Source organism: Paraburkholderia nodosa DSM 21604, from assembly GCF_000519185.1.
Classification (GTDB): domain Bacteria; phylum Pseudomonadota; class Gammaproteobacteria; order Burkholderiales; family Burkholderiaceae; genus Paraburkholderia; species Paraburkholderia nodosa.
The window spans coordinates 1-15,700 of sequence record NZ_JAFA01000063.1 but is presented as its reverse complement, the minus strand read 5'-3'; the positions used below and the strand labels follow the sequence as shown (position 1 = coordinate 15,700).

The 15,700-nt window shown below is 58.2% G+C and carries 17 protein-coding genes and 4 pseudogenes; 11 read left to right on the top strand and 10 right to left on the bottom strand.

The window, feature by feature from the left end; all coding sequences use genetic code 11:
• Positions 1–59 precede the first annotated feature (59 nt).
• Complete coding sequence (phaP, locus tag A3CW_RS54650) at positions 60–1,040, top strand: TIGR01841 family phasin (RefSeq protein ID WP_081772062.1); 981 nt, start codon at positions 60–62, stop codon at positions 1,038–1,040.
• 123 nt (positions 1,041–1,163) lie between these two features.
• Here the strand turns inward: phaP and A3CW_RS0141195 are convergent, their stop codons facing one another.
• Together A3CW_RS0141195 and A3CW_RS0141190 are read right to left on the bottom strand one after the other, a co-directional pair.
• The gene (locus tag A3CW_RS0141195; RefSeq protein WP_028208726.1) at positions 1,164–1,379 is read right to left on the bottom strand and encodes a hypothetical protein; all 216 of its coding nucleotides are present in this window, start codon (positions 1,377–1,379) and stop codon (positions 1,164–1,166) included.
• A 1-nt stretch (position 1,380) separates the two neighbouring features.
• A complete protein-coding gene (locus A3CW_RS0141190; protein ID WP_028208725.1) occupies positions 1,381–1,575 on the bottom strand; it encodes a hypothetical protein in 195 nt (64 codons plus the stop codon).
• Between the two features lie 201 nt (positions 1,576–1,776).
• Here A3CW_RS0141190 and A3CW_RS53540 point away from each other — a divergent pair, with 201 nt between their 5' ends.
• Entirely contained in the window at positions 1,777–1,932 is a 156-nt protein-coding gene (locus tag A3CW_RS53540) for a hypothetical protein (RefSeq protein ID WP_169739140.1), read from the top strand.
• Between the two features lie 95 nt (positions 1,933–2,027).
• On the opposite strand, the gene A3CW_RS50510 is transcribed toward A3CW_RS53540, so the two are convergent.
• The 8 genes and pseudogenes from A3CW_RS50510 to nifV all read right to left on the bottom strand — a co-directional run bounded on the left by A3CW_RS50510 (position 2,028) and on the right by nifV (position 9,792).
• The gene (locus A3CW_RS50510; protein ID WP_051482063.1) at positions 2,028–3,947 is read right to left on the bottom strand and encodes an IPT/TIG domain-containing protein; all 1,920 of its coding nucleotides are present in this window, start codon (positions 3,945–3,947) and stop codon (positions 2,028–2,030) included.
• Positions 3,948–4,183: 236 nt separating this feature from the next.
• Positions 4,184–4,273: pseudogene (locus A3CW_RS54710) on the bottom strand (IS6 family transposase); the annotation flags it as partial.
• Between the two features lie 469 nt (positions 4,274–4,742).
• Positions 4,743–5,042, bottom strand: a complete 300-nt coding sequence (locus tag A3CW_RS51760) for a ferredoxin family protein (protein ID WP_081772061.1) — start codon at positions 5,040–5,042, stop codon at positions 4,743–4,745.
• Positions 5,039–6,352, bottom strand: coding sequence for an FAD-dependent monooxygenase (locus A3CW_RS0141170; protein ID WP_028208723.1), 1,314 nt, complete (start codon positions 6,350–6,352; stop codon positions 5,039–5,041). The genes A3CW_RS51760 and A3CW_RS0141170 overlap by 4 nt, the downstream gene beginning before the upstream one ends.
• A gap of 11 nt (positions 6,353–6,363) precedes the next feature.
• Positions 6,364–7,476, bottom strand: a complete 1,113-nt coding sequence (locus tag A3CW_RS0141165) for an electron transfer flavoprotein subunit alpha/FixB family protein (RefSeq protein WP_028208722.1) — start codon at positions 7,474–7,476, stop codon at positions 6,364–6,366.
• Positions 7,473–8,324, bottom strand: a complete 852-nt coding sequence (locus tag A3CW_RS0141160) for an electron transfer flavoprotein subunit beta/FixA family protein (protein ID WP_028208721.1) — start codon at positions 8,322–8,324, stop codon at positions 7,473–7,475. Before A3CW_RS0141160 ends, A3CW_RS0141165 begins: the two co-directional genes overlap by 4 nt.
• A gap of 91 nt (positions 8,325–8,415) precedes the next feature.
• Positions 8,416–8,637 (bottom strand): annotated as a pseudogene (locus A3CW_RS54645) (nitrogenase-stabilizing/protective protein NifW); the annotation flags it as partial.
• Between the two features lie 36 nt (positions 8,638–8,673).
• On the bottom strand, positions 8,674–9,792 hold the full coding sequence (gene nifV, locus A3CW_RS0141155; RefSeq protein WP_028208720.1) for a homocitrate synthase: 1,119 nt from the start codon (positions 9,790–9,792) through the stop codon (positions 8,674–8,676).
• Positions 9,793–10,201: 409 nt separating this feature from the next.
• On the opposite strand from nifV, the gene nifB reads away from it, so the two are divergent.
• From nifB to A3CW_RS49405, 9 genes and pseudogenes are all read left to right on the top strand, one after another.
• The gene (gene nifB / locus A3CW_RS49425; RefSeq protein WP_081772060.1) at positions 10,202–11,803 is read left to right on the top strand and encodes a nitrogenase cofactor biosynthesis protein NifB; all 1,602 of its coding nucleotides are present in this window, start codon (positions 10,202–10,204) and stop codon (positions 11,801–11,803) included.
• 67 nt (positions 11,804–11,870) lie between these two features.
• Positions 11,871–12,065: a 4Fe-4S binding protein gene (locus A3CW_RS51750; protein WP_081772059.1), complete on the top strand. Its 195-nt coding sequence runs from the start codon at positions 11,871–11,873 to the stop codon at positions 12,063–12,065.
• Positions 12,066–12,129: 64 nt separating this feature from the next.
• The gene (locus A3CW_RS0141145) at positions 12,130–12,534 is read left to right on the top strand and encodes a HesB/IscA family protein (RefSeq protein WP_028208719.1); all 405 of its coding nucleotides are present in this window, start codon (positions 12,130–12,132) and stop codon (positions 12,532–12,534) included.
• Positions 12,531–12,995 (top strand): nitrogen fixation protein NifZ, encoded by a 465-nt coding sequence (locus A3CW_RS49420; RefSeq protein WP_154678199.1) that lies wholly within the window; start codon positions 12,531–12,533, stop codon positions 12,993–12,995. The genes A3CW_RS0141145 and A3CW_RS49420 overlap by 4 nt, the downstream gene beginning before the upstream one ends.
• 116 nt (positions 12,996–13,111) lie before the next feature.
• Positions 13,112–13,330 (top strand): putative nitrogen fixation protein NifT, encoded by a 219-nt coding sequence (gene nifT, locus A3CW_RS49415; RefSeq protein ID WP_035515519.1) that lies wholly within the window; start codon positions 13,112–13,114, stop codon positions 13,328–13,330.
• A 1-nt stretch (position 13,331) separates the two neighbouring features.
• Positions 13,332–13,610: a hypothetical protein gene (locus A3CW_RS0141135; RefSeq protein ID WP_028208718.1), complete on the top strand. Its 279-nt coding sequence runs from the start codon at positions 13,332–13,334 to the stop codon at positions 13,608–13,610.
• A 201-nt stretch (positions 13,611–13,811) separates the two neighbouring features.
• Positions 13,812–14,857 (top strand): annotated as a pseudogene (locus A3CW_RS49410) (IS110 family RNA-guided transposase).
• 383 nt (positions 14,858–15,240) lie between these two features.
• Positions 15,241–15,351: pseudogene (locus A3CW_RS52845) on the top strand (IS5/IS1182 family transposase); the annotation flags it as partial.
• Positions 15,352–15,414: 63 nt separating this feature from the next.
• Positions 15,415–15,700, top strand: a 286-nt coding sequence (locus tag A3CW_RS49405; protein ID WP_035515517.1) for a transposase, incomplete at its 3' end; no start/stop codon positions are given.

Genomic DNA, 15,700 nt, shown 5'->3' with positions numbered 1-15,700 from the left:
ACCTTAACCGATTCGCCCCCGCGCTATTTGCACCAGAGCCCGCGCGACGTCCATGCGCCATGCACGAAGGCGTTTTTCGGATCACCGTCTTCGCAACGTTGCGCGATATATCGACCGACAGGTCTCTCGGGGACGGCAATCAAGGAGTTCACAATGAGTATCGCGGATCAGGATCAGATCACTGCTGCACAGAAGGCAAACGCCGAAGCGTTTTCGCGCTCGCCGGCACGGTGCTTGAAGGAGTGGAAACGCTTGCCAACGTGAACCTGCAGGCCACGGAGTCCGGTCTCGCCCAGACGCAGGCGATCGCTATCAAGACGGTCGAAAGCGCCGGCAATCCGCAGGAGTGGATCGCACTGCAGGGAGGACTTTTCGCGCCGCTCACCGAAAAGCGGATGTCGTATGGCGCCAGTCTGTTCGATATCGCCCCAACCATGCGCTCGGCAATCATGCAGACCGCCGAAGCGCACTACGAACGCTGCGATGAGCGCATGCAGGCGCTCACAGAGGAAGCCGGCAAGCACGTGCCCCGGGTTCCGCGGTCGCGATTGAAGCGTGGAAGTCAGCGATTGGCGCCACGGCGACCCTGTGTGACACGCTGCAAAAGGCGAGCCACCGGGCGATTCGTGCGGCGGTCTAAACATGCGCGATTTGTAAGGAATCCAACATCACTATTTGATAGCCGACGAAAGTGCGCGACGCAATTTCCCGCCAATGCGTCATTGTGCCTGCCCCGTTGGGCGCGACCGTTTGCGGCCCACGTGGCTTGGAAGATGCTTGGTGACAAGGCGCGCGCAGTGAAAGTGTGGGCCATGCTTGCCTGCCGACACTGCAGTGCGTCGCAGGAAAACCTGGTAACTTTTCGGAAAGGATCGATCATGTCCAAACTAAAGTGGGTGCTGTGTAGCGGTGTGGTGATGGCTATGCTAATCGGGGTGGCGGCAGAAGCTGCCGCCGCGTCGGAAGACGCGTGCATTCCGTTCGACCCGGCTAGTGCTGTCTTCTGCTCAGTCGTTGGCCCCCCCCCCGAGGCAAAATAGTTGTCGCCCGAATAGAACTTGAATCTTTTGAGCGTGAGCACGTAAATCGATGGGGCAATGAGCAAGATAGATGATGTTCGATAGAGGAAGTAAAACGGGGGCGATGAAGCCCCCGTTGTTGTTTCAGAACGGCTCGTCGACCGCCCGGTGAGGCGATTGTGTCGGATCGCGGTACCAGGGCTCGCGGTAGCGCCGGATCTGGGTGGCGTAGGTGCGGCTGAACCACAGATAAAGGTCTTCGATAAAGAACTGCATCATGTAGGCCGCTTCATCGGAGAGCTCTGGCAATGGCAGGCGTGGCGAGGCATTGGGTTTGCGAGGTGATGCTTTACGGGACATGTCATCGGGCTCCATTGGTTTGACGCGCCGGCGTGCGGCGTGAGGACGGCGTTGATGGTGCAAAGACCTCGAAGTACAGCTTCTCGTCGAGTTCGGACAGTTCGCGCTGCGCGGCGGTGGTGAGCAGATCGTTGGCGAGCGTGGTGAGCACGCGATAGTTGCCCAACTGATTGCGGCTTTTCGGAAGGGGCCGCATTTGTCTGCGGGCCCCGTCGGGACTAGCTCGCGGGGTTGGCGAGGCCGGAGCGGTTAACGTCAAGGCTTTGCGGATACGAGAATGGCTGCAAACCATCGCCGGCAGGCGATTGCCACGACATTGACGGATGAGCGATCTTCTGACTTTGTCGACCAGTAGCGAAGTGTTATAAAGTTTTGTTTCCAGTTCATGGGGATTGAAATGCGCAAGAAGCTTAAAAAAGTGGTATTCGTTGGTTTAATGGTGGCGACTGTGCTTGTTGGGGATACGTCTGCAGTCGCTGCGGAAATGGACGGGTGGTCCGCCGACTGCTGGTTCTTTGAAATCGGAATTGGTGATTGGACGATTTGTTTGTAAGCCTGACGGCATAGGCGCTGCAGCCCTGATAGCTTTGTTAGGTTGGCGGTAAGGCGCCGGTAGAATGAAGTGATGAAGAGAACGAGATCGCTTTATCAGGAGACCGTGCCAAAGCAGGGTCGAAGTCGGGTTGCAGCGAGTATGGCCGATAGGAAGTCTGCCGGGCTGCTCGTCGTGATCTGTGTGTCGCTGTCCACCGTCAGCATCGGTGCCGCGTTGACGCCGAAACTGACCGCTGTCGCACCGCTAAATCCGCTGCCTGAGATCGTCACCGTGTCGCCGCCCGCGCCTGATCCGGAATTCGGATTGCCCCCCGTCACTTGCGGGCCGCCCGCCGAATAGGTGAACTGATCGGCGCTGGCCGCCGCCGAGGTCCCCGATGGCGTCGTGACGAACACATCCACGACACCGGAGCCGGCCGGGCTCGTCGTCGTCAGTTGGCTATCCGAAACGATAGTGAAATTTGCCCCCGCCGCGCCGAAAGCAACCGACGTCGCGCCGGTGAAGCCGGTCCCCGAAACGGTCACAGTCGTTCCCCCGGAAACAGAACCATTGGTCGGCGAAACACCCGTCACGGTCGGCGTCGGAGCCGCGAAGGTGAATTGGTCTGGCGTGGACGCCGATGAAGTTCCGGTGGGACCGGTGACCGAAATATCGACGGTCCCGACTGCCGACGCCGGGCTTGTTGCCGTTATCTGTGTGTCAGTGTCGACGTTGAAGCTTGCCGCCGGCGTGGCGCCGAAGGAAACCGCGACCGTGCCGGTAAATCCGGCGCCGGACACCACGACGACTGAAGTGCCGCCCGTCGTCGGACCGGTTGCAGGCGCGATGATCGTGATCTGAGGCGCTGGCGATGGTGTCGAGTAAGTGAACGATGCACCGGCCGTCGACGACGTTGCACCGGTTGCGGTCGCTACCCAGACAGTCACTGAGCCGAGGCCGGCCGGAGTGACAGCGGTGATCTGCGTGTCGCTGTCGACGTTGGAGGTGACGGACGGGTTGACGCCGAAATTGACGGACGCGCCGGCCGTAAACCCGCTCCCCCTGATCACGACGATCGTACCGCCGGCCGGATCTCCTGCGGTGGGCGAGATGCTCGTGATCACCGGCGCCGGTCCAGCGGGCAGAAGGTATGGCTGCAGCGCAGCCGTAATGGTGTCGCTGCAGACATGGCAAAACGGCACCGGCGTCGCGGGCGGCGCCGCGACTGTACGCATCTTGCAGTCGTATTCAGGGCGGTATATTCCGCAATGGAAATATCTGGCGCCATCGAAAGCGCCTACCGTTCCCGCAGGCACCGGCGAGGTTTGCGGGTCGACCACCGCACAATTGCCGTTCTTTGTCGTTGGCATCGCCACCCCGGGCGAAAGCAATGCCTTCCATTTGATGGCGTTGGAATCGGTGACTGTAGTCACGTTCGGCTCAATTGGCTCCGTGCCGGAATAGCTGTCGCCACCCTGTGTTGGCGCTGGGTCGGCATATTCGTCGGCCAAGCCGAAAGCCGAATGCCCCATCTCGTGCAAACCGATGTCCAGCGAAGCCGGATCCTTCGACAGAACCGCGATGCCGGACTGCCCGGAACCTCCGTAGCTTGAGCTGTTAACGATCACGAAGATCAGGTCGGTGCCCGGCACACTTGTCTCGGCGACGTTGTGCGCCGTGGTGTAGTTCACCTGCAGAAGCCGATGACTAGCCGCGCCCGAACCGCTTGGGCAGAACAGCGCGTCGAAATACGTGTGCATCGTCACTTGCGGTTGCCCACAATTCCCCGTATCGCTCGCACCGCTATCGGTCGAGCTCACGTCAACCCGATAGACGTTGACGCCCGACCAAAGCCCGGGGAAGGGAGGTGTGGCGGCGAGTGAATTGGCGAAGTTGAGCGCGTCGGTGGCGAACGTCGGCAATTCTGCCTGCTGATACCCTTCGCTGAGGATAGTGATCACATAGCGGGCGGCATCGATCCCGTGATCGACTATTTTTGTCGCTGCGCCGACAGTGCCGTCGCTGGTCGTCATGGTGCGATGTCCCGCAGGTTGACGCGGAAGATCTCACGCGCCGCGGGTGTGGTGCCGCCGATCGACGAACTGAAAACCGCAACCGAAACCGCCCGCATGAGCAGGGGTGCCCGTATTTCAAACTCGGTTACGGGAACGCTGCGGGGCAGCCACTTCGCCGTCCCGTCTGGACCGAATGTGGCTCTGGTGCAAATAGGGGGTCTGTACGAGATTATTGTTATCTAGAGGATACCTCATCAAGCAGACAGGACGGCCTCCCGGACTGCGGGCGCAGTGGTATCTTTGAGGCCGAGCTTCGCGAGGCCGAATTGGCCCTTGCGAATGCGATNGGCAACCGCGCGTTCGCAGCGGCGAACGCTGATAAAGGCCAGCGCCTTCAGCGTGAAGAGCCAAAAGCGTGCCGGTCCAGGAATCGTGAAATCTGTGTCGCCTGGCTGTACCGCACACCAGTCAATGTCAATTGACGCTTCCCGCGCTGCAGCTGTCAAAGCCTTGGTTGCAACTTCCTTCGCCTCGCCAAGCTCGCCCCGGTTCGCGTGAAACTTGTATAGCAGATAGTAGGGTGGCAGGCAGCGCGGGTGACAAAGAACGGCGGTCCACAATGCAGCGGTAACATCGTCACAGCGGCCGCCAAGTGTGTCCTCGATTAAGCGCAATACGGAAGGAGGCACGGCGCCGCCNAACAGATCTGTCGACTCAATGCCAGTAAGGAGATTCATTGACTTGCTCCGAAACGATAAGGCTTCTGACCTTTCCTGTGGTAGGCGGAAGCCGAAATGACGAGGTCGTATTCGTCTATCCAAACTTGAACTGGATTCCGTGGCCACCCCTCGGGTACTCCCAAGAAAGGTTGCGGTGTTCCCTGCATAGAATGCGACAACTGCCGCACTCAAGGCAGCCGTCGGTAATTAGTGTCACGGCGCCGTTGTTCTCATTCCGATAACAAGAAGCGGGGCAGACGAACGTACAGCTTTTATCGCTACATTCATTAATGCAGGTCTCGGGATTTTTTATTTGGACGTGTGGTCGGCCGACGTCAACGCGGTAACGGTTTTGGAATAGCTTCTCGTCGATGTTCACAGTAAGTCTGGTCATCGGAAGGCTCTCCAGAGTTTGTACGCGTCGCCCACCAAGCCTGTTAGTGAGCGACTTTTGCGGAAACTCGCCATGACCTCACCCTTCTTGGTCTGCTTGTCCACGCCGTCGACCGTAATCATTGTCCGAGCCGCTTTGGCGACGAGATCAGGATATGTGGTGAAAAATTGCGGATTGCGATGCAAGATCTTCGGCATGTCTCGGTACTTGAACAGGTCCTTCATCACGAAACTCTTGTCGAGCGCGGCCTTGTACCCGGAGAGGGCGCAAGCCCGATAGCTGTGGCCTCCGGTGGCTTTTGCGGCTATCGCGGTCTCTGCGGCGAGACGTCCTGTCGTCATGGCAAGATTAGAACCTTCGCGATGTGCGGAATTGACGAAGCCACCGGAATCGCCGACGATCATCCAGCCATTGCCGTACACTTCCGGGATTGCATTGAAGCCCCCTTCGGGGATCAGATGCGCACAGTACTCCTTCATTTCACCGCCGGCGATGAGCGGGGCGATGGACGGATGATGCTTCATTTTTTCAAGCAACACATACGGGCTTGTACGGTCCGAGTTGTTTTTGAAGTCGCTCAGCATACAGCCGACGCCGATTGTCAGCGACTCCTTGTTAGTGTACAAGAAGCCGGTTCCAGCCATGCCGTCGGTGATTCGGCCGACCATCTCAATGACGACGCCTTCGTTATCGGCAACGTTAAAACGCTGGCAAATTATTTCCTCAGGTATAAAGAGAATCTCCTTCACAGCCAGCGCGACATTGCCCGCCTTGATTTCGCCGTGAAAGCCTGCCTTACGCGCCAATGTCGAATTGACGCCGTCCGCGAGGACCACGATGTCCGCATAGACTTCGCCGTGTTCGCGGTCGCATTGCACACCGACAACCTGGTCTCCGTCCATAATCAGGCGATTTACCGTGGTCTCGCAGATCAGCAAAGCGCCTGCTTCACGTACTTTCGATGAAAACCACTTGTCGAACTGTGCCCGTATGATCGTGTAGCGGTTATATGGGGGATTGTTGTAGTCTTCGCTGCGCGCGTGCGTGCCGACAAACGAGGTATCGTCGAGCATCCACAGGCGCTGCTCGATGATGTGGCGCTCGAGAGGGGCATCGTCGCGGAAGTCTGGAATGATCTCTTCCAGTGCATTGGCGTAAAGAATCGCGCCCTGAACGTTTTTGCTTCCGGGATACTCGCCGCGTTCAATCTGAAGCACTTTCAGCCCGCCTTTTGCCATAACGTAGGCTGCGGCGTTGCCTGATGGTCCAGCTCCGACCACAATGGCATCGAATTTGGGGGAGGTTATCATGTTTGTTTTCCTTACGAGTCTAGCCGCTGCGGTGTCAGGTGCTGCTTAAAGGCCTGTGTTAGTTCTGGTAGTACGCGCATTGCGTCCCCCACAACCCCGTAGTGTGCGTAGTCAAAAATCGGGGCGTTTGGGTCGGTGTTGATTGCGACGATGACGTCAGAGCTTTCCATTCCGACCCGATGCTGGATCGCACCAGAGATTCCCGCGGCGATATAAAGCTTGGCCCTGACAGTTTTGCCGGTTTGTCCGATCTGGCGTTCGGCTCCGACCCAACCCGCCTGAACGCATGGGCGGCTGGCGCCGACTTCGCCACCGAGCACCTGCGCCAGCTCGAATAGCAGCTTGAAGTTCTCGCGATTCTTGAGTCCCTTGCCGCCGCTCACGATCACGTCCGCGTAGGCGAGGTTGATTTGATCGCTCGTCTCGTCGGGGATGAAGTCAAGCAATTTAGTTACTATATTGGCCTCGATCATCCCGAGCGTTTCCTGCACGATCTCGCCACTGCGGCCTTGCTGCGCCGGCGGCATGGACATGACTCGTGGGCGCACAGTCGCCATCTGAGGGCGGGATTCGAGCGTCATGATCGTACATAGCAGAGAGCCGCCGAAGGTCGGCCGCGTCGCAGCTAGTGCACGCGAAGCGGGATCGATATTCAACTCAGTGCAGTCGGCTGTAAGGCCAGTCAGAAGGCTTGTTGCGACAGAGCCCGCGAGATCTCGGCCCATTGAAGTCGCACCGAGCAACAGTATCTCGGGGCAGTACTTGCTAACCAGATCTGACAGGCCTTTCGTGAACGGTTCATTGCGATAGCCGCGCAACACCGGATCGTGGATGACATACGCTTTGTCCGCACCCAAGGTGAACGCCTCAACGGCAAACTGCTCGAGTGGCTCTTCAGTACCACCGAGTACCGCTACAGCGACGTTGCTGCCTAGTTTGTCGGCGAGCTTGCGAGCCTCACCGACCAGTTCCCACGATACGCTGCGCGCTCGGCCACAGTCGTGCTCGATGAAGACCCACACGCCCCGATAGTCTTTCATACGGTCGGGAAGTTCCACGTTGCAGCCGTTAGCCTGTGCGATCGGCGCAGCCGGTTTTTTTTTCCAAGCAACAAGCGAATTCATGCATTCCTCTCCGTGAGCCGCAGGTCCGCCTCCAGCGTCGGATGGCGAGTAAAGATCTTATGCACGAGTTGAGCCGCCGCGTCGTGGAGACTCGACTCGTCGAATTCGATCATCTCGGCATCTTCTTCACGCGGCGTTGCGCCGAACACCTTACGTACGACGGTATGTGAACCCTTCAGCCCGATCTTGCTGACGTCATCGATCCCGGCCTGCTCGCGGTTCCACTTGCGTACGGGGAAGCGAGCGGCGTGGATTACTCTGGGCAGCGTTGCGAAACGCAGATCGTTCGTGTTTTCAAGCATCGTAACAAGGCACGGCAACGCAGTCTCGAGTACCTGAACTCCCCCTTCAGCACGGCGTTCGACCATGATCGTGCGTCTGACGAGGTCGATCTCGAGGATTCTCGACACGTAGGTAAGCAGTTGGATGCCCATGCGCGTCGCGATGCCCGGGCCGACTTGGGCTGTATCACCGTCGATCGTTTGTTTGCCCGTAAAGATCATATCCACTGAGCGTTCACTCGCGATCTGGCGGATCGCGGCGGCCAACGCATAAGAAGTGGCGAGCGTGTCGGCGCCGGCGAACAACCGGTCGGTGATGAGCACGGCGTCGTCTGCACCGTAGCTGATGCATCTGCGCAGTGCGTCCTCGGCCTGGGGAGGTCCCATAGAAAGTATCGTGACCCATGCGCCGAAGCGGTCTTTTAGCCGCAACGCTTCTTCTAGCGAGAAGAGATCGTAAGGGTTGACGATTGCCGGCACGCCTTGCCGCATGATGGTGTTGGTCACAGGGTGAACCCGAATCTGGGCAGAATCCGGTACTTGCTTGATGCAAACGACAATATGCATTGAGGTTCTCCTGATCAGACGCCGCTGCGTGCCGACAGCGGCGCGCACAACCTTTTGAGGAAGGCGACATGCCGGTCGGCGGCCTTCTAACGACTTTAAACACTCGTTGTTCAGGGGGCATGGGTACAACGAAGTCGTCGCAGGCCTTCCGCAGCAAGCCGTGATAGGTCAGCCGTCGCGGGGGCGGCGTGTCGTTCTGATGTTTGATGTACCGAAGGAAGTGTTTCATGATGTGCAGTCGGTTCGACTTCACTATCCTTTCGTCGAGGGCAATGCAAAAGACGCGGAAATCCTCCATAGATGAAAGTGGACGAAGTTTCGAATAAGTCCTTCCATGGGTTTGCTCCTCCTAAGTCCGTTCCTCACTCCAAAAGCGGCGGAGATCGATTGCGCTAGGCGGCTGCTTATGTCGCGTGGCGAAGGCGCGGATGCGCTGTAGTAGTAGCGGCACAAGCCGCTCCGATACCTTCAGGCCCAAAGCGTCATATGCGTCACGCACGCCTTGAGACCCAGAATGTTTGCCGAGCACCGTAGACCGTTGCCGGCCCACCTCTGCGGGATCGAATCCTTCGTAGGTTGCGACGTGTTTGGAAAGGCCGTCCGTGTGAATTCCCGCTTCGTGAGAAAAAACGCCTCTACCGACGATGCTTTTTCCAAAGGAGACGGCTCGGCCCGACGCATGTTCGACCAGCGACGAAATACCGGGCAGCGCTTTAGTGTCGACGCCCGTATCTCGTCGTAGAAGATGACGTGCTCCCATCACGACTTCCTCTAGCGCCGCGTTGCCGGCTCGCTCGCCAAGACCGTTGACGGTGGTGCTGGCATGTGTTGCGCCTGCCGCAAGGGCCGCTAACGTGTTGGCTGTGGCCAGCCCGAGATCGTCGTGCGCATGGATTTCGATCTCGAGGTCCACGGCAACGCGCAGCGCCGCAATCGCGTGGTATGTCTTAAACGGATCCAGCACGCCAACCGTGTCTGCGAAACGCAAGCGCTGAACCCCGTGCTGCTGTGCGCATTGAGCCACTTCGATGACAAATGAAGGATCCGCGCGCGAGGCGTCTTCCATGCCGAGAGAAATCGTTGCGCGACTTCCGATCGCTATGTCGACGATTCGCGCAATTTGACTCAGAACCCACGTACGCGACTGCTGCAGCTTGTGGCGCAGATGAATATCCGAAACAGGGATGGAGAGGTGAACGATGTCGGCATTGCAACGCAATGCCGACGCGAGGTCGCCTTCGGTGAGGCGTCCCCAAACGATTATACGGGAGTCGAGATTTAACCCGGCAATTTCCGCTATGCACGCCATTTCCTCGTCGCCCATTGCGGGAACCCCGACTTCGAGTTCCGGCACGCCGGCCTGAGACAGGGCGCTCGCGATCGCGCATTTTTCCTCGACACGAAATGCAACACCTGCAGTCTGCTCACCATCGCGGAGCGTCGTATCATTAATAATTGGAACATGCATGTCAAGTCTCCCGAGAGATGTCGATAGCGCTGCAAACATCGTGCCAATGGGATGCTACGGCCGGAGTGCGGTTCTGTTTGACCCTGAAAGGCGTCATGTCGGGAATCGGAGTGCGTCGTGTGATAAGTCGCGTCGGGAATGTCCCATTCCCAACAGTGTCGCGCTTGAATCTGGCCGATCGGGTTATCGGCGAACACAGAAGCGGTTGCTTTTATCGCGAGTAATTCGAATGAATAAGAACTGAGACACAGCGCCAGCGCGGCTGGACTACCCATGTGTCATGGCGACGGAGCAAGGCGATGCTCTCGGCTTCAAGTATCGTCCACTCGCACATCGTGCGTTTTCGCGATGGCATGGATTTCGCTTGGGGGGCAATGGCACACACACTGTTCATTGCGGAGAGATATCCATGCACGATTGCGCAAATGCCGGCGCTCTGATCTTGGCCGACGGCGCCAGAGTCACACACATCATGCCATCGGTGTCGGCCGCGGATCCAATTGCTCGATACGGCCGCTCTGATTCAAATGGCGCACCAGCCGGGTCAAGTTGCTGTTCGAGCGACGCACCAGAAAACATCAATGTGGAGGTGTGGGAAAAGATTAGAGATCACCCGTGTTATTCGGAAGAAGCGCATCGCCATTATGTTCGCATGCATGTCGCAGTGGCGCCCGCCTGCAATATCCAATGCAACTACTGCAACCGAAAGTATGATTGTTCGAACGAGTCGCGGCCTGGTGTGGTATCAGAGAAGCTCACGCCGGATCAGGCCGTGAAAAAGGTGATGACCGTCGCCTCGAGGATTCCGCAATTGACTGTCGTCGGGATCGCGGGCCCGGGGGATGCACTGGCCAATCCGAACAAAACGTTCGACACCTTTCGCATGCTTCGCGAACTCACGCCGGACATTAAGCTATGTCTTTCGACGAACGGGCTTTCGCTTCCTGACTATGTCAACAAAATTTGCGATTACGGCGTTGATCACGTGACGATCACTATCAACATGGTCGACCCTGTCATCGGCGAAAAGATCTATCCTTGGATCTTTTGGGATCACAGAAGAGTCACGGGCGAAGAGGCCGCGCGAATTCTGCACGAGCGTCAGATGCTAGGGCTCGACATGTTGAGCGCGCGTGGCGTACTTACGAAGATCAACTCGGTACTCATCCCCGGCATCAACGACGAGCACCTGGTCGAAGTGAATCGTGAAGTAAAGAGGCGGGGTGCGTTTTTGCACAACATCATGCCGCTGATCTCGGATCCTATGCACGGCACATATTTCGGTGGCCGTGGCCAGCGCGAGCCTACCGCTAGCGAGTTGAAGGCCGTGCAGGACGCCTGCATGGGCGGCGTGGCCCTAATGCGCCATTGCCGGCAATGTCGTGCAGACGCCGTAGGCCTTCTGGGCGAAGACCGCCATCACGAGTTTTCGCTCGCAAGCATCGAACACATGGACGCCGTGGACACGCTTGAGCTTGGCCGTACACGTCAACGCCGCGTGGACACCGAATGCGATGGAGAGTGCAAGATGACACATAAGGCGCGAGGCTTGTCAGGAGCGACCCGGGTGCTAGGCGATGTCGAGGTGCGGATTGCCGTTGCGACGAAGGGAGGCGGGCTCGTCAACGCACATTTCGGCCATGTTTCCGAGTTCCAGATTTTCCAAGTCAGCGCCGCTGGAGCCCTGTTTGTCTCGCACCGCCGCGTGGGCGCTTATTGCCGCGGCGGCGACGGCGATGAGGATGACTTGGTGCCGATCATACACGCGATTAACGATTGCCATGCTGTGCTGGTTGCAAAGATTGGCTTGTGTCCACGGAAGTCGCTATTAGAAGCGGGAATCGAACCCGTGGATATGTACGCCCACGAACCAATCGAAAAAGCCGCGGTTGCATGGCTGACCGACTATTGTGGCCGTCTCGCGACTGGAGAAATTGACCACGCGGGCCGCGGCGACGCGGCAGTACCACAGATCGGATTGACTAGGGTGGGCGAAGATGCCCCTGTTTGAGCGACAGGTAGCGTAGTCGTCACGACGTGCTCGATTACACAGAAAATCATCACAAGGAGTGCCTGGTATGGCCCTAAAGATCGTTGCCTCCGCCTGCACTGGCTGCTCGGCGTGCGAGCCGCAATGCCCAAACGTCGCCATCATCGAGAAAGGCGGCGTCTTCGCAATCGATCCGAGGAAATGTACCGTTTGCGAAGGGCAATTCGATAGTCCGCAATGCGTGGCAGCATGCCCTGTGGACGGGTGCATCGTGCCGGCCTAGCGTTGCGGTTCCGCTGCTTTGCGCAGTGTTCCCGACGATTATTCAATTCGACGATTTCTAAATCATGTTGCCAAATTTTTCAGTGACACCTGCCGCCGAAAAGTTCCTGCACCGTATCGTGCGCTTTTCCGGTCTGCCATCCGGTGCGGGCGCCCGTATTTGTGTGAGTACCGGCGGTTGCTCCGGATACGAAGCCGAACTTGGCGCCGCCGCCGATGCGCAGCCCGGTGATGAGACTACGGAGATCAATCGACTGCGGATTTTCTTGTCGGCAGAAAGTCGGCTGTTGCTCGACGGCTTTACCGTCGACTTCGTCGAAACACAAGACAGGTGTGGTCTTGCATTCAACAACGGCAATCAAGCATTTGGCGTCGCCGCGCGCGATGGCGCAGGCAAGTCGAGCGTCTCGCGCATCGGCGCGAGTGCGATCGGACGCGGACGTAACTCATTGCCACGGGAGGTGTCATGAAGCGTGCATCCCTGTGTTTAAATGAGCTGGGCGTGAGGGACGTTGAGAGCGACGATGCAGTCGAACTTGCTTTTCCACCGCGGTTCGCCGTTGGCGAGCGAGTGATTGCACGCGCCGTGATTCATAACGACGGTACATACAACGGTAAGGCTATGGGGGACCTGCTCGTGAGCCAAGGCGATGCCGGTTATGTCACTGCAATCGGCACGTTTCTGCAGCGGTTCTACGTCTATGCGGTTCACTTTTTCGAAGGAGACCGCCGTGTCGGAATGCGCGCGAAAGAGCTCTGCACGCTCGACCGCCTGCCGCAGGACGTGCTCGCCCAACTGGGGAGGCGCGCCGACGCGCTTCGCTGGATCGGTTCGTGGCACGCCGATATGGAGAAGGAGAACTGCGTGCAGATGCCGACGCTAAGCGCTGAGCGCATTAGTGAGCCGCTCGATGATGGTGGACTCCCTTAACTCAGCCTGTTTGTGTGGGATAAGGCGGCATCGTACTGCGCACGTGCGGCATGTCCGCCGGTTGTCGCAGCCATACGTCCGGCGGGAATCGCTTAACCAACCCGGGAGATATAAACGTGAAGGTCACGATCCGAAAGGATGAAAATGGCGTACTCAGGGCTTATGTTCCGAAGAAGGATCTCGAGGAACCAATCGTCTACATCGATGGAGCGCAGCTGTGGGGTGGACGTATTACGCTTGCTAACGGCTGGCAGTTTCAGTTGCCCGAACTTGCGAACGACACCACGCTTCCGGTAACTGTCGAGGCGCGGCGGCTGTCAGGTGGGTGCGAATGACATGGGCCTTACTGTGGAACAGATTCATGCGATAACTGAGCTGGTTTGTACCGAACCGACGCTGCTGGAAGCCGCGGTAATTTGGCGAAAGCGCTATCCCGAGGTGCGCGTCATTCGGATCACCGCAGTCGAGCTAAGCGATGAGAAGCCCTTCCTCGAGTTCCGTGGTCGCCGGGTCTATCTAGCAACATGGACAGGCGTTTGCATTGACGTCACCACGGACGCAGCGCAAGCGGATCTGCTAATACTGGCAGAGGAGGCGTTTTGCGATGGCGACTGAAGAAATCGCACGCGAGCTGGCCTACCGGACCACGACGATCCAGGTTGTTTTCGCTGGCTTTCGGTCGTTGGAGCGATGTCGTTGTCGCGGTGACTCGACGCTCGGCGGCGTTAATGGAATGGACGCCCCCACCCAGCGGCATGGATGTGCCAAAGTGGAGAGTGCTACGTCAACCACCTGAACTGAACGGGAGCGCCCACCATGAAGGTTACGACCATCGGCATCGATCTGGCGAAAAATGTTTTCCAGATTCACGGCGTGAACGAACACGGCAAGGCCACCTTAAGGAAGCAGCTCAAGCGCGACCAGATGGCATCGTTCTTTGCCACGCTCGCTCCTTGCCTCATAGGCATGGAAGCCTGTGGCAGTGCTCATCATTGGGCTCGCAAGCTGCAAGGCTTTGGACACAAGGTACGGCTGATGGCACCGCAATTCGTCAAGCCATACGTCAAGACTAACAAGAACGACGTCGCCGATGCCGAAGCGATCTGCGAAGCGGTAGCGCGACCGAACATGAGATTTGTGCCGATCAAGAATACTGAGCAGCAAGCGGTATTGTCTCTGCACCGTGCTCGCCAGGGTTTCGTGACTGCGCGGACTGCCCAGGCTAACCAGATCCGTGGATTGCTTGCCGAGTTTGGTCTGGTGGTACCCCAAGGTATCGGAAATATTGCCAGGCAGGTACCGGAGCTGATCGAGGATGCGACCAATCCGCTGCCGGGGCATTCCGTTTGCTTATCCAGCGATTGCTGGAGCACCTCAAAGAACTCGATCGCCAGGCGGACGAGATTGGCGCACAGATTGAGGCGTGGCACCGGGACAGTGACTTTAGCCGCAGGCTGGCGAAAATTCCCGGGATTGGCGCGCTTACCGCCAGTGCACTGGTAGCGACGGTGGGCGAAGCGCGCAGCTCCGCCAGCGGTCGCCAACTGGCAGCGTGGCTTGGCCTGGTGCCTGGGCAAAACTCCGGCGGAGGCAAGAATGTCCTGCTCGGCATCAGCAAACGCGGTGACGTGTATTTGCGTACGCTCCTTATCCACGGGGCCCGTGCGGTGATCTACAGGAGCAAACTCAAAAACGCGATGAGCCGTTGGCTTCAGACATTGCGCGGGCGACGCAACGTCAATGTAGCGGCCGTCGCCCTCGCGAACAAGAATGCGCGAATCGTTTGGGCACTGCTGACGCAGCAACGGGACTTCGACCCTGAGCATGTGCCCACCGCAGCAAGATCGACAGTGCAGGCCTGAATTCAGGAATAGCAGCACACCCGTTAACTCTCCAGAGAACCGATTGCTCGGGCGATCAAACAGTGATGGCAAGACGGTCAGACCGTGGTTGGCAGAAGCCTGATATGCAACACGAGCACAAGGCTCGCGGCGTTGATGAGGCGCCAACCAGCGGATTCCATCAGGGACGGCAGGCATGAGCCTGACATCGAGTCCGGATACATGGCTGCAATCTCGACCACCTACGCATTACTGGTTACATCGCTTGACAAGCCGGCGGCGTCCATACATGTTGCATAAATCCGGGGCACTGTGCATATGCTGACGTATACGCGCAACATCGGTGCTGGGGCCTCTGTTAACGATTCGGGTTCCTGCGTACATTCTCGATTTTTGCCGGGAAGATGCGCAGGGACACTACCAACAAGCAAGCCGAGCCCAAGGGCAAGTACCGCGTCAAGACCTGGGCGCAATACAACGCGGGGCTCATCGCTCGATGGGATGTAACGATGTGGAGGGTGTAAAAAGTTTTGTGTAAACGGTCATTTGGCGGGAGACTGCCATCAATAGGAGCATAGATGACCGTAGCGAAACGCAATAAAAGAGAGAAGCCCGATCCTGAACTCGTCAAGCTGGCAGACAGCCTACTAACGAACTACCAGAAGCCAGAGGACCTGATCGGCGAGAATGGCCTGCTCAAGCAACTGACCAAGATGCTGGTGGAGCGGGCGCTCGAGACGGAGATGTCCGAGCATCTGGGCCATGGCAAGAGCGAAGCGGTGACCAATGCCACGGGCAACACCCGCAACGGCCATAGCGCCAAGACGCTGCAAGGGGAGTTTGGCGAGTTGCCGCTCAATATCC